This is a genomic window from Bacteroides timonensis (assembly GCF_000513195.1).
GTDB lineage: Bacteria > Bacteroidota > Bacteroidia > Bacteroidales > Bacteroidaceae > Bacteroides > Bacteroides timonensis.
The window spans coordinates 76,362-89,366 of sequence record NZ_CBVI010000086.1 but is presented as its reverse complement, the minus strand read 5'-3'; the positions used below and the strand labels follow the sequence as shown (position 1 = coordinate 89,366).

General features: G+C 38.0%; 13 protein-coding genes. 1 reads left to right on the top strand and 12 read right to left on the bottom strand.

All coding sequences use genetic code 11. The features are described from left to right. Positions 1-55 precede the first annotated feature (55 nt). On the top strand, positions 56-2,467 hold the full coding sequence (locus BN161_RS15635) for a TonB-dependent receptor (RefSeq protein ID WP_244436516.1): 2,412 nt from the start codon (positions 56-58) through the stop codon (positions 2,465-2,467). A 63-nt stretch (positions 2,468-2,530) separates the two neighbouring features. On the opposite strand, the gene vap15 is transcribed toward BN161_RS15635, so the two are convergent. From vap15 to rfbC, 12 genes are all read right to left on the bottom strand, one after another. Further along, positions 2,531-2,779, bottom strand: coding sequence for a type II toxin-antitoxin system VapB15 family antitoxin (gene vap15 / locus BN161_RS15630; RefSeq protein ID WP_044267905.1), 249 nt, complete (start codon positions 2,777-2,779; stop codon positions 2,531-2,533). A 202-nt stretch (positions 2,780-2,981) separates the two neighbouring features. After that, positions 2,982-3,932 carry an MraY family glycosyltransferase gene (locus BN161_RS15625; RefSeq protein WP_044267873.1) on the bottom strand — a complete coding sequence of 317 codons (951 nt, stop codon included), beginning with the start codon at positions 3,930-3,932 and terminating at the stop codon, positions 2,982-2,984. Between the two features lie 97 nt (positions 3,933-4,029). Then, positions 4,030-4,926, bottom strand: coding sequence for an NAD-dependent epimerase/dehydratase family protein (locus BN161_RS15620; protein ID WP_044267869.1), 897 nt, complete (start codon positions 4,924-4,926; stop codon positions 4,030-4,032). A 27-nt stretch (positions 4,927-4,953) separates the two neighbouring features. Next, positions 4,954-6,165 (bottom strand): glycosyltransferase family 4 protein, encoded by a 1,212-nt coding sequence (locus BN161_RS15615; protein WP_044267867.1) that lies wholly within the window; start codon positions 6,163-6,165, stop codon positions 4,954-4,956. 8 nt (positions 6,166-6,173) lie between these two features. After that, positions 6,174-7,316, bottom strand: coding sequence for a UDP-N-acetyl glucosamine 2-epimerase (locus BN161_RS15610; protein WP_044267865.1), 1,143 nt, complete (start codon positions 7,314-7,316; stop codon positions 6,174-6,176). Next, a complete protein-coding gene (locus tag BN161_RS15605) occupies positions 7,313-8,473 on the bottom strand; it encodes a polysaccharide biosynthesis C-terminal domain-containing protein (RefSeq protein WP_044267861.1) in 1,161 nt (386 codons plus the stop codon). The genes BN161_RS15610 and BN161_RS15605 overlap by 4 nt, the downstream gene beginning before the upstream one ends. Positions 8,474-8,507: 34 nt before the next feature. Beyond that, entirely contained in the window at positions 8,508-9,521 is a 1,014-nt protein-coding gene (locus BN161_RS15600; RefSeq protein WP_044267859.1) for a polysaccharide biosynthesis protein, read from the bottom strand. Further along, a complete protein-coding gene (locus BN161_RS15595; protein ID WP_044267857.1) occupies positions 9,521-10,012 on the bottom strand; it encodes a glycosyltransferase family 2 protein in 492 nt (163 codons plus the stop codon). Before BN161_RS15595 ends, BN161_RS15600 begins: the two co-directional genes overlap by 1 nt. Before the next feature lie 44 nt (positions 10,013-10,056). Beyond that, positions 10,057-10,338 carry a glycosyltransferase family 2 protein gene (locus BN161_RS15590; protein WP_044267855.1) on the bottom strand — a complete coding sequence of 94 codons (282 nt, stop codon included), beginning with the start codon at positions 10,336-10,338 and terminating at the stop codon, positions 10,057-10,059. Between the two features lie 4 nt (positions 10,339-10,342). Beyond that, positions 10,343-11,449 (bottom strand): O-antigen ligase family protein, encoded by a 1,107-nt coding sequence (locus tag BN161_RS15585; RefSeq protein WP_125910849.1) that lies wholly within the window; start codon positions 11,447-11,449, stop codon positions 10,343-10,345. Positions 11,450-11,559: 110 nt separating this feature from the next. After that, a complete protein-coding gene (locus BN161_RS15580) occupies positions 11,560-12,390 on the bottom strand; it encodes a glycosyltransferase (RefSeq protein ID WP_044267851.1) in 831 nt (276 codons plus the stop codon). A 14-nt stretch (positions 12,391-12,404) separates the two neighbouring features. Next, entirely contained in the window at positions 12,405-12,977 is a 573-nt protein-coding gene (gene rfbC / locus BN161_RS15575) for a dTDP-4-dehydrorhamnose 3,5-epimerase (protein WP_044267849.1), read from the bottom strand. Positions 12,978-13,005: the final 28 nt, after the last annotated feature.

Sequence of the window (13,005 nt, the reverse complement as noted above, 5' to 3'; positions counted from 1 at the left end):
TTTTTTATACCCATATCACACCTATATATATCAATAATATCTATATTTGTATATTATGATAAGAACCAAACACATATTACTGACTCTTTCATTGCTATTGTGCAATGTCTGCATCCACGCCGCAACAGTCGATTACTCCGTGCGTGGAAAGATTATCGACAAGCAGTCCCGCCAACCGGTAGCGTATGCTAATGTCGTAGTTGTAGGTATTCCCGGCAAGGGAGCATCAACCGATTCGCTCGGTATGTTCCGAATTGAGCAGGTACCACCGGGCATTTACCGCTTCGAAGCGACGCTGATAGGCTATAAAAGCACAGTGACCCCCGAATACGTGGTTTCCGCCTCTACACCTTTCATCGAGATAGAGATGGAAGAAGATGAGAATATGCTGGCAGCAGTGGTAGTCACCCCCTCCCCTTTTCGGAAGACAGTGGAAAGTCCGGTAAGTATGCGTATCATAGGCTTGCAGGAGATTGAAAAGAGCCCGGGAGGAAATCGGGACATTTCACGTATTGTAAGGGCATACCCGGGAGTCTCCTTTTCACCCATCGGCTACAGAAACGATTTGATTGTACGCGGTGGATCACCTTTCGAAAACCGCTTCTATATGGATGGGATAGAAATACCCAATATCAATCACTTCGCTACCCAGGGGGCGTCCGGCGGACCTGTCAGCATTGTCAATGCAGATTTAATACGTGAAATAAGTTTTTATACGGGGGCTTTCCCTGCTAATCGTTCCGGAGCAATGAGTTCGGTACTCGATTTTCGTTTGAAAGATGGTAACCCGGATAAGCAGACATTTAAAGCCACGCTGGGAGCATCCGAAGTTTCTTTCAGTGGCAACGGACATCTGAGTGATAAAACAACCTATTTGTTCTCCCTGCGCCAATCTTACCTCCAATTACTGTTCAAGGCCTTGGGACTCCCATTCCTGCCCAACTTCATTGACGGACAATTCAAACTGAAGACAAAGCTCTCGGCTCACAACGAACTAACCATACTCGGATTAGTCGGAATCGATAAAATGAAACTGAATACTGATGAGAAAGGAGAAGATGCTGAATATATATTGAGTTATCTGCCCACTATTCATCAAGAGACATTTACTGTGGGAACTTCATATCGCCATTATGCAGGAAAGCATGTACAGACGCTGACGCTAAGTCATAATTATCTGAACAACCGCAATGTGAAGTATCTGAATAATGATGAATCTTACGAAGATAATCTGACCCTTCGCCTTCGTTCAGTAGAACAGAAAACCACCCTTCGTTTTGAGAACCAGACAAGATTGGGGCAATGGACATTGAAAGAAGGTGCGGAAATGAATTATTCCAATTATACCAACCGGACAAAACAGCGGATGTTCGGCTACACCACACTCTCCGATTATCAGACGGATTTAAACATATTCAGTTGGGGCGGCTTCTTTTCCACGGACTACACTACTGCCAATAAACGTTTCTCCGCTTCTGCCGGTATCCGTACGGATGGCAATAATTACAACCGTGAAATGAAAGAATTGTGGAAGCAGCTTTCTCCCCGCCTCTCCTTATCTTATGAATTGACAAAGCAATGGACCTTGAGTGGAAATGCAGGATTATATCATCAGCTTCCACCTTATACAGCATTGGGGTTCAAAGATAATGACGGGCACTACATAAATAAGGATTTGAAATACATGCGGGTGATGGAAACCAGTCTCGGACTTGACTGGCATTTGCAGGATAGATTAATGATCTCAGCAGAAGGATTCTTCAAGCAATACGGACGTATGCCTCTTTCCCTGCGAGACAATATTCCCCTGGCATGCAAGGGAGATGATTATGGCACAATAGGCAATGAAGCGCTTATTCCTACCGCCGAAGGACGCGCTTATGGCGTGGAAGCCATGTTACGTTGGCAGATACCGGGACATTTCAACTTTGTATCTTCCCTCACAGTCTTCCGCAGCGAATATCGCAATGGAAATGGTGGCAGTGATGATAATATCCCCTCCGGAACCAAATACATCTCTTCTGCATGGGACAACCGTTTCATTCTCAACGTAAGCGGTACGTATAACCTTCCGCGTCGTTGGAGTATTGGAGGAAAATTGAGTTATATAGGCGGTGCTCCCTATACGCCTTATGATGAGGAAAAATCATCGTTAGTAGAAGCATGGAATGCACAAGGACGCCCATACTACGATTATTCACAATACAATACCGAACGCTTGCCTAACTTTGCCCAACTCGATCTACGTGTAGACAAGTCTTTCTATTTCCATCGCTGTATGGTTGGCTTTTATCTCGACTTACAGAATATAACCGGAAGTAAGCTGAAGCAGCAGGATGTAATTATGAGTACGGGAATCATTGAAAATCCATCTGCCCCCATTGAGGAGCAAAGGTATAAGATGAAAAAGTTGAAACAGGAAAGCGGAACGCTATTGCCGTCGATTGGGGTGACTGTGGAATTTTAGATTTATAATTCCAACGAGCGAGTCAAATACTTACCTATCAGAAAAATAATCAAAAGATTTGTATCAACAATTATTTTTATCACGCAATCGTTTTTCATATGCCTCTTGTCTAACAGCTTCCACTTCAGCATCTATTTCCTTTTGTGAAATTTCATCTGTTTTAAAAGCATTCAATAGTCGTTTCAACTTAATGCCGCGCGTTTCGACAGCAAGCGCACGGCTCAACTCCAATTTGTCATCGTCAGAAAGTTGTTGAGTTAACTCCAATATCTGATTATAATTCAGACGAATTTTCAATGATACAGTTGCCATACAATTACACATTGATATTATCTATAAACAAAAGTAGTATAATTTATGCAACTATCAAATAAAGATGCGATTATTTTCTTGATGATTATGGCACAACAGTGGGCAATATTTCGCACTTATTATTTCTTACAGCAAACTTTTATCTGTTCCACAATATAGGATACATCCTCGTCCTCTTTGTTTAAGCATCAAATCAGTAATTTTATGATAATCGATGCAATTCGAAATATTTATTAATAAAACAGATATACAGTAAACTTAGCAACAGAACCGTACCGAACAAATACCAATAACCATAATTCAAGCACATTATATAACCTACAATTACAATTGCTTGTACTACCATATAAATAAACGAAACCACTACATGAGACATCTTCAATTCATTAGCCATCAATTGATACATGTGCTTACGATGGGGCAAACCGATGTTCTCATGAAGCATCAGGCGATGAATAATAGTCAGGACACTATCAACACCATAAACAGATAACAGGATTATCCAACTGAAATTTTTAGTCGTTATAATCAGCTTGCCTATCAGAAATAGGATAATAAAAGCAATGGCAACAGAACCGACATCACCGGCAAAACACTTGGCTTTCTTACGGAAATTAAAGAAGCAAAAGACCAGGACAGAACATAAAACAGTGTAAATCAAAACAGGCTCAATAAACGGTGTTACTTCAGCATTGATATAAGCCAATGCGACTAAAACAACCAAGGAATAACCACCGGTAATTCCATTGATGCCATCCATGAAATTATAAGCGTTAATAATACCTGTACAAATTATTAATGCTACGATTATCCACCACCAGGAAAGGGAAAACAATCCCCACTGGTAGAACATCAAGGCCATAGCGGAAAAATGGAAAACCAATCTCAGGCCTTGAGAAGTGGAACGAATATCATCCACAAGGCTAATGAATGTTATCAGAGTCAATGCCACTATAAACCAGGGATATTCCCAATGATTAGTCAGGAAATAAGCCAATGCACCAAAATAAAAGATAATTCCACCACCACGCAAAGTAACTTTTGTATGTGAGCTACGCTCATTAGGCTTATCAATGATATTACACTTATCAGCTATCTTAAAATAAAAAAGTTCTGCTAAAAATAGCAGAACCAAAACTATTATATAATACATTATTCGTTTTTATTAATCCAATGAAACCATATTTGAATACAGGCAAATAAGAAGACAAGAACGCCTATCACAGATAATATAATCCAAAAGCACATACTCATTCTATCCGAAAGTTTTCCAATACACTCATCGGCTTCCATCCCAATTCATGCATAGCCTTCTCATTACTGAAAGTTAACGATTTTGTTATCTTATCAAGCTTTAGTGAACTTATTGGTGCTTTTTTGCCTAAACAATCCCCTATCAAGGCCATAACCTTAGCCAGCCAATAAGGAATTGATAAAGGCAGCGGTTTATTCACTTGCCTACAAATGAGCGTTTCCAATTCCCTAAATGTAGGCTGAGAACTATCACATATATTATAAATACCACCTTTTCTGACAAGCATAGGAATTAAATGAGCAATATCCTGTACCATCAACACACTTTTCCTAGCTCCACCACCTGCAATACTAAAATACCTCCCTCTACGGATACCAGTTATCATTGTTCCCAAATTTCCCGGAGGATTAGGACCGGTAATCAAAGAAGGACGAATAATACCTAGTACTACATTATGTTCTAAACACCATTTTTGCAGGTATTCTTCTGCCAAACGCTTACTCATAGCATAAGGAGTCGTTCCATTTAATGGATATTCTTCCGTGATATTCTCCCCATAATCACAACCATATACTGCTACAGTAGAAATGAAAACAAAAGCTCTCGGCATTCCGACTTTCTCTAATGCGGCGCAAAGATTTTTTGTTCCTTGCAGATTTACATCGAAAAAGACTTGCCGTTCTGCTTCCGTTCGGGGAATAGAATGAGCCTTTCCGGCTGCATGCAATACGATATCATAACGTTCATGTAAGTTAGGAATATCTTTTGCAATATTTACAGTATAATTATCCTGTGAAGTCAAGCCAATAGTGGTGACAGCATACATTTTCTTTAAAATAGGGCATACATTATTGCCCAAGAACCCGGAGGCTCCTGTAAATAAGAGTTTCATCTAAAAGCAATTTAAATATAGCAACAACTACTTTAATAAGGTATAATATCTTTCCAATATCTGATCTTTAGCGAATATTGTATCTGATACAGTTCTTGCATTATTTCTTATGGAAGACAGATTATTTCTATTATCATATATAAACTCAATCATATTCTTTAATGTATGTGGATCATTAGGAGGCACAATCCAACCTAAGGTAAATTCTTTAATACATAAAGCTATTTCCGAGTTATCATCACCGATATATAATATAGGTTTACCAGCAGCCCATATATTATATGATTTGGAAGGTACTCCCAAACCATACATGCCATCATTCAACGTAACAATTCCAATATCACATGCATTCAGGAAATCATTCTGCTGTGAACGGTCTTGAAAACCCAATAATGAAACATTCTTTTGTCCTCTATGACTAATAAACGAAGAAATTTCATCAAACTTTGCCCCTCCACCTATAAACAAAAAATGTATGTCTTCAACATCGATCTTTTCTATTGCAGCCAAAAGATTATCAACGCCTTGCGCATGGCCCAGATTACCGGCAAACTGAAAAACAAATTTCCCTTCCAGTTTTAATTTCTCATACAAATTTGTATCTCTTTTATCCAATGGATAAATGGCTCTATTCTCTGCCCATATTGGAATAAAGGAAATATTAGCATTTGCACGAGTTTTAGATATTAAGATTTCAGTCATATCGCGTCCTATTGAAATGCAAATACGAGCTTTAGAATAAGCCTTATCATAAACTCGTTTTAAACATTTATAAGCAATCGAAGAAGATGACATTTTATTTATCGCTACTAAATTCTCTGGAAAAATATCATGAACAAGAATTGTATAATTAATCTTTTTCCTCCATGCCACATAAGGCATCATCAGAATCAAAAATGCCGGATTAGTTACTACTAATAATTCATCACCTCTTTGTACCAAAAGCAACACCTTTAAAAACAATTGAAAACTAGAAAAAAATAATCTTAAGGTTCTTTTAAAGAAATTGTTTTTGTCGAGGTTAGGAGGAAAAACTCGATGAATATTTACTCCTTTGTGGCACTCTTCTCTCAAAAAACTCATAGATTCTCCCTCACTATAGGTAGAACCGGTACATATCACATGAACATCAAGCCCCTTAGCTGCCAGATATTCAGCAATTTCAGTTATATAATAGCCTGTCGAAGTCTTAATAGGATAATAGATTTCTGAAATAACCCATATTCTTTTAGAACACATATAGTATATCAATATTTTCTCCAGACCATCTTATCCACTACCCCGGTATAACTCTGAATCAGCTTCACAACCTTAACCGATACAATCTCATCCGTATAATCCGGAACAGGAATACCCAAAGCACCATTACGATTCATCTCCACAGCTACATCAACCGCTTGAAGAACCTGTTCCGTTGTGATGCCGGCCAGTATAAAGTTACCTTTATCCAAAGCCTCCGGTCGTTCTGTACTCGTACGGATACAAACAGCCGGAAAAGGATGACCGATAGAGAGAAAATAACTACTCTCTTCGGGCAAAGTACCCGAATCTGAAACGACAGCAAAGGCATTCATCTGAAGATGATTATAATCATGAAAACCCAAAGGTTGGTGCTGAATAACCCGAGCGTCAAATACAAAGCCGCGTTGTTCGATAAATTTCTTTGAACGCGGATGACATGAATAAAGAATAGGCATATCATATTTCTTAGCCAGTTCATTGACCGCATTCATCAGATTGAAGAAATTCTTCTCCGTATCAATGTTCTCTTCACGGTGAGCGGAAAGAAGGATATATCTGCACTTCTCTAAATTGAGCTGTTCCAGAATAGTACTCGCTTTGATCTGTTCCAGATTATTATGCAGGACTTCAGCCATAGGAGAACCAACAACATAAGTACGCTCCTTCGGAGTACCCGCAGCATTCAGATAGCGGCGGGCATGTTCCGAATAACAAAGGTTTACGTCAGCTGTTACGTCAACAATCCGCCGGTTAGTTTCTTCAGGGAGGCATTCATCAAAGCAGCGATTACCGGCTTCCATGTGGAAGATGGGAATATGAAGACGCTTAGCACCGATAACGGAAAGGCAAGAATTGGTATCTCCCAAAACCAGAACCGCATCAGGTCGCACTTCTATCATAAGTTGATAAGATTTAGCTATGATATTGCCAATAGTTTCACCCAAGTCCTTACCCACCGCATTCAGGTAGTAGTCAGGTTCACGAAGACCGAGGTCTTCAAAGAATACCTGATTCAGGGAGTAATCATAATTCTGACCGGTATGTACAAGTATCTGATCAAAGTATTGGTCACAACACTTAATGGTGGCAGACAGACGGATAATCTCCGGACGGGTGCCTATGATAGTCATTAACTTAAGCTTGTTCATTTCAATTTGTAATTTTCATTTTTATCACAAGGTTCAAAATAGGTATCGCCGTCAGAAGAATCATACCATTCATTGATCCAAAACTGTGTATAGAGGTCTTCATTTCCAACATTGGTGATATTATGAGTATACCAGACAGGCATATCCACATAGCAGGGATCTTTCCCATCCAGATAGAAGTTCAGGACTTCATCCGTACCGATTTTACGTAACTGAATACGGGCTTTTCCACGAATGACCGTGAAGCGTTCTATTTTACGGGTATGGTAATGATTACCACGAGTGATACCGGGAATGGTGGTAGAGAAAGAGACCTGCCCGCCGATACCCAGCTTAACAGTTTCTACAAACATACCACGGGGGTCTTCATGCTTTACCAGTTTACGGGGATAGACGGAAGAGAAATCAATATAGCCACAAAAGGTATTGAAGAGATTCACTTCGTCCCTATCCTTCAGGACAGGAATGATACCCTGTTCGAAGTAAAGAGACTTATAGTTTTCCAACAGAGCCAGAATGTCCGTTACTTTTTTCTCAAAGTCGTAAGGGACTACATCACGTTCAACCATCGGAAGGGCATTTGAAGAAGCTTCGCGTATCTTACCAATTATATGTTTGCAAAGGTTACCCACATAAATCAAACGTACCTCACTGTCCTGTAAAACCTGTGGTATTTCTCCATGAGTCAGTTTATAGCAAAAAGTAGCAATGAAAGAATTATAGTTGGGGCGTCCAAAGGGACCGTACACATTAGGAACGACCATACCGGTAAAACTGGCACGATTACGTCCCGCCCATTCTTCAAGCAGATTACGTCCTTCACGTTTGGAACGTCCATATTCGTTATCACGCTCCTCCTGGGTAGAAGAAGAGAACAGCACATGGGGGGTAACTTTTTCGGCTTCCATAGCGGATATCAGCTGGCTAACCAGACCGATATTCGTATCATAAAGAACTTGGGCATCCGGATGGCGGTTCATGGCTGCCAAATGCACGATTACATCACATTCACACACAAAGGAGCGCAATTTCCCCTCACTCTGAAAATAGGAATCTTCAAAGGGGATACGAAGGAATTCGTCAGGGGACAAACCGAGTACATTGTAGAGATGACTCCCTACAAAACCAGGCTGGCCCGTTATGCCAACTCGTATCATAAAATTATATGTTTCTTAAAATAAAAAGGAAAGATTAGAGGTGGAGATCTTCACGGATGAAGGAAAGTTTCAATAAAAGTTGTTTCATCCCTTCCACATCCAGGCGGTGAGTATTATGAGAGTGGTAGTCTTCTATACGGGAGACTTCCTCACTACCTTCAACAAAAAATTTATCATAGTTCAGGTCACGAGTATCACAGGGAATACGGTAGTAATCCCCCATATCGATGGCTTTGGACATCTCTTCCCGGGTCACAAGCGTTTCATATAACTTTTCACCGTGACGAGTACCAATGACTTTCACCTCGGTATCGTTATGATACAAATCTTTCAACGCGGCGGCCAGGACATCCAGCGTAGCAGCGGGAGCTTTCTGGACAAACAGGTCACCATTATGTCCATGTTGGAAAGCGTAAATGACTAGGTCAACGGCATCATCCAAAGTCATCATGAAACGGGTCATGTTAGGATCTGTTATAGTCACCGGCTTATTATCTTTCATCTGCTCAACCCACAAGGGAATTACAGAACCACGGCTGGCCATGACATTACCGTAACGGGTACAACAAATCGTAGTAGAACCGGTTTCACCCAACTGACGCCCTTTGGCAATGGCAACTTTCTCCATCATGGCCTTACTGATACCCATAGCATTGATGGGATAAGCTGCCTTATCGGTAGAAAGTACTACGACATTCTTCACACCGTGTTCAATGGCCGAATCAAGTACATTCTCTGTTCCAAGCACATTAGTACGTACAGCTTGTGTCGGAAAGAATTCGCAGGAGGGTACTTGCTTCAATGCCGCAGCGTGGAAAATATAATCCACCCCATTCATCACACCATCAACGGAACGTTTGTCACGTACATCACCGATGTAGAATTTTACTTTAGGATTTTGCAAGTGATGACGCATGTCATCCTGCTTTTTTTCATCACGACTAAAAATACGGATTTCTTTGATATCTGAATCTAAGAAACGGCGTAAAACAGCATTACCAAAAGACCCTGTGCCTCCGGTTATCAAAAGTACTCTATTTTCAAACATTACAAAAACTTTTTATAAACTTTATACGACTCCTTCGTTATGTTATAAGTATGTATAGATGGCATTTTTTTAAAGGTAGAATGATCTTGGTGAACAACTTTCACTTGTGGAGTATATAATATTTCACCACCATTCGAATATACTTGATTTCCCAATAATGCTTCTTCACCCATCAAAAAAACACTTTCATCAAGTAATCCGAGTTTTTGTATATACCGAGGCAATATTATATAACATGCTCCAAAGCCCATTCTAATAATCTGTTCCTTATTATATCCAAACCTCGATTTTTCTCTTCTATTTCGCCCCAATATTTTCCCCAACGATGTTAATATGCAAGCCACAGGATAAGAAGAAAAATACAATTTATAGGCAAATCGGCGAAAAAAGGAAAGCCGGTTTATTACATGTGGATTCTGATGAATCCCTTGTGGAGTAATGATATCAGGAGAGATAACAAATGTTTTCTCATTAATTATTAGTGCCTTCAATGATTGTATAAAATTGGAAGGAAACAGAAGGTCATTATTACCAACTACCAAAAAAAATCATCACGACCATACAAATTCAATGAAATAATCCCTTTATTAAGGGCGGGAAAATAGCCCATATTTTTATCTAAAGAAATTAATTCAATATCTAAATTTACATTTTTAAGAATAAAACTTTTCAGAATTTCTTTATCTGATCCGTCAGAATTATTATCAACTACAACTATTTTTGAAAAACTTTCTTCTATAAGTTTTCCGGCAGAAAGAATACAATCAATAGTCACATTACAGTTATTGTAATTTACTATTACCAAATAGTATTTCATAAAATTAATTTATTTGATAAGAATTTATTTTTGCCAAACAGAGATATAAAGGCCACATTAAATCAAAGGAGCATAAAACTGGATTTGTAGCATCTGCAACCAGCATAAACAACAAACCTACTGCAAATGCTACCAAAGTAACATCCTTATTTCTTTTTGATAAGTAGAACGAATACCAAAGAGTAGATAAGAAGACAAACATAATCAAAGTAAATCCAACAATTCCGGTAGTTGCTAATTTCTGATGATATGACAATTCAAAATATGAAGAATAAATCATGCGTCCCGGTAACGGCTCAAAAAAGATAGCACCAAAACCGTGTCCTAAAAAGGGTTTTTCAAAAATTGCATTAATAAACATTTTAGCCTGAGCAAATTTTATAGGTTCTTCGGAAGAATCAAAGGCCTTTAAAAAGACTTGGTAATAACCTTCCCAAAATCCAGGATATGCATTCTCTACATAATATGCTCCAATAAAGACTATAACGAGTAATACAAGCACAACTTTTCCCGTGGTTTTCCTTACCTCTTTTGAAAAACAGCCAGAAAAAAATAAAGGCATAATAAAGACTGATACACACATCAACATAACACTCCTACGACCCGAAAGTATTAGTAAAATAATTGTAAGAATGACATTAATAGCCTGATATATTTTGCTAATTCCGAATTTATACTGTGAAAAGAATAGGATAAATAAAATAGGTGTGGAGAATGTTAATGTATTCAGATTAATAAAAGTCATTCTAGTGGAATTCTCATATATACTAAATCCTGTCTCTGTCCCATAAAAAGGATTTGGTAATTTAATCCCATTAAATGCTGCCACGGCATAAAACAAATCAAATAAAACTATTACTGCATGAGAAATGAATAATACTTTTAAATATCGTTCCAATAAATTAGGAGAAGTTGAGAAATAGGAAATAAAAAGCAGCCAGAAAATAGGCCAGAAGAAAAAAACACCTAGGAACTGAAATGGATTGGGGTTTTGATTAATTACCCCCAAACCAGTTCCTAAAACTCCATAAACCAATATAAGAATAAAGTTCAACAGAACAATTCTTGAAACTCTTATCTTCTTAGACATCAATACACCTATAGCTATCATACATAATATTTTAACAATGTATAATTGTGCTATAAACACCATCATCAAAGACAATAGTAACAGAGTACTAAAAGAAAGGAGCGTTTTCTTCTGTATTGTCAAAAACATTACTATTTTAGTTTAAAGGCATCTTTTAGCCCTCGTATTGTATTAAAAGTTTTTTCTTTTATGTTATCTTCTACCACCATCAACTTTATAACAGAACCACAAAACATAAAAGTTTTCTTTAAGACCCACATAGGATAATCTTTCCAATATCTTCTACAGATTAAAACATGATTCCGAGCCATATAATAACGGCGAATAGCATTATGATTTGATGAACTTATTCCATATTTAGTTATAGGTAAACCTAGCTCATGGTAAATTAAAGGTTCATTTACACGTAATACATGAAATTTCTTTTTAACACGCAATACAAAATCAAAGTCTACTGAATCAATAAACAACTGTTCATCATATAACCCCACTTCATCAAAGATAGTAACCGGATGAAGTGTTCCAGACGTTATTAGTGTTTTTTGCGAACGATATGTAACATGAGATGGCATTATCGCTTTTTTTTCTGTAAAAGAAGTGCCTATAAGTCCTACATCAGAAACATGACGCAACACGTCTGCATAACAATTTAATATTTCTCGAATAGGTAAACTATCCTGATCAAAAGTAAGGAGATATGAGAAGCCGTGATTTTTCGCATATAAAACTCCTTGATTTAACCCCCAAGCTATTCCTCTATTTTGAGGAGATTTCACTATAATAAAATGCTTATTCAATCCTTCAGGAATGTATTGAGACACATCTTGAACAGAGCCATTATCAACAATAATCGCCTTATCTGCAATTTCAACATATCTTTTAATCCTATCCCTAAATCCCCAATCCGGGTTATAGGTTATCACCACTATAATAGTGTTGAAATAATTAGGTAAACTATTCATTAGGATACAACTGCTCATTTATAGTAATCTACCGAATAATCAAACAGCCACTCAGTATCTTTCAATCTTAAATGCCTAGTATCTTTCTCACTAAGTATTATTTTATCAAATGGTATACGCCAGTCAATATCCAAATCTGGATCATCCCATGCCAAAGCACCTTCGCTTTGAGGAGAATAGAAATTATCACATTTATATTGAAAAATGACTTCCTCACTTAACACACTAAAACCATGAGCAAAGCCACGAGGTATGAAAAACTGACAACGATTGTCTTCTGTCAATTCTACAGCAACATGCTGCCCAAAAGTAGGCGAACCTTTACGTATATCAACAGCAACATCTAACACTGCACCTTTCACAACACGCACCAATTTACTTTGAGCAAAAGGAGGTTTCTGAAAATGCAAACCACGAAGTACTCCAAAACAAGATTTACTCTCATTATCTTGAACAAAAAGAGTTTCACATACCTTATCTTCAAATTCCCTTTGATTAAAAGATTCAAAAAAATATCCACGAGAATCTTTAAAAAGATCAGGTTCAATAATAACCACACCCTTTATCAACGTTTTTAAAACTTTCATATATCCTTATATTTTAAACTTTATGCAT